The 1,135-nt window shown below is 65.7% G+C and carries 1 protein-coding gene; it reads left to right on the top strand.

Annotation, left to right across the window (positions count from 1 at the left end):
• Nucleotides 1-526 precede the first annotated feature (526 nt).
• Complete coding sequence (locus tag ABZ923_RS41320; protein WP_361483617.1) at nt 527-664, top strand: hypothetical protein; 138 nt, start codon at nt 527-529, stop codon at nt 662-664.
• Nucleotides 665-1,135 lie beyond the last annotated feature (471 nt).

Below are 1,135 nucleotides of genomic sequence, written 5' to 3'. Positions count from 1 at the left end.
CGCCCTTCTTGTGGGGGGGGGGGCTGCGGCGGGCGTGCGCTCCGGGGGGGGGGGGCCGCCCCGCGGGGGGCCCCCCCCCCCCGCTGTGGTCGAGCGAGCGGTCAACGCTGAATCTCGGACTGGCAGTCGGCAGCCCGCGTCGTGTCCGTCCGCCAGCAGCATCTGCGCCTCCTGGTACAGCTCTCTGGCCGCGGGTCCGTCTGACACCGAGATCGGCCTCGATGCCCTCCGAGGGGCCACCCCTAGCCGTGGGTGCCGGGCCAGCCTGATGGGCGTTCAACCGCTCCCCTCACCGCCTCGCCAGATTCAAACTGCGGGAGGCACCGCTGGTCGAAAAAGCGGAATCCACCGGCTCGCGCAAAGCCTTCCTCATTCCACTTCACCACGCGATAGACGAGGAGCAAGAGAGCCTTCCAGGGCCACCCGGAGGCGCACGGTCCGGATCTTTATAAGCCCTGCCCTCTGCTAACGTTCAAATCACCCCAAGGAAGGGGCGAGACGGAAATAGGCAGAGAGGAGGTGAACGATGTCCGGCATGGACCGCTCGCACGAGCAGGCCACGCCGGGCCGCTCCAAGCGCAAGCGCGCCGCTGAGACGGTCACCCTGGTCACGTGCATCCTGCAGGCCGTGTACTGGGGGCTCAAGCTCACCGGAGTGCTCTAAAAGCGCAGGTGGGCCCAGCTGTTGGCGCAGCCGGACCCACCGAGGCCCAGGCATCCGGGCCCCACGCCCTCCCTTCGACCGGGAGCGTGGGGCCCGCTTTCGTGTGTGGGCCCTGCGATCACTGCATAATTCACACAGTGACCCGTGCCAGGATACACGCCACCCCATCAACAGCATAGATTTGAGATAAAAGACCGACACCTTTTAAATATGAACGCGAAGCCCCCTGTAGCCACCCATAACAAAAACGGACGCCATCCATATTGCGACTCATCCCACGCCCAGAATAAGGCAAAGATGTATTTCGCTTGGTTGTGGGAGTGCTGTGTCCACCCGCTCAGGAATCTGTGAATTGACGTCGTCGGCGGGTGTCGGACGGCGCGTCGTCGGCGGGTGTCGGACGGGGCGTCGTCGGTCGGCCCTGCCTGAGAGGGCGGTGAGACACCGTGCGGCGGTGAGGCCCTCTCGTGG

Source organism: Streptomyces sp. NPDC046881 (assembly GCF_040645015.1).
Lineage (GTDB): Bacteria > Actinomycetota > Actinomycetes > Streptomycetales > Streptomycetaceae > Streptomyces.
The sequence above is the reverse complement of the archived record's forward strand: the minus strand, read 5'-3'. Positions and strand labels throughout refer to the sequence as shown.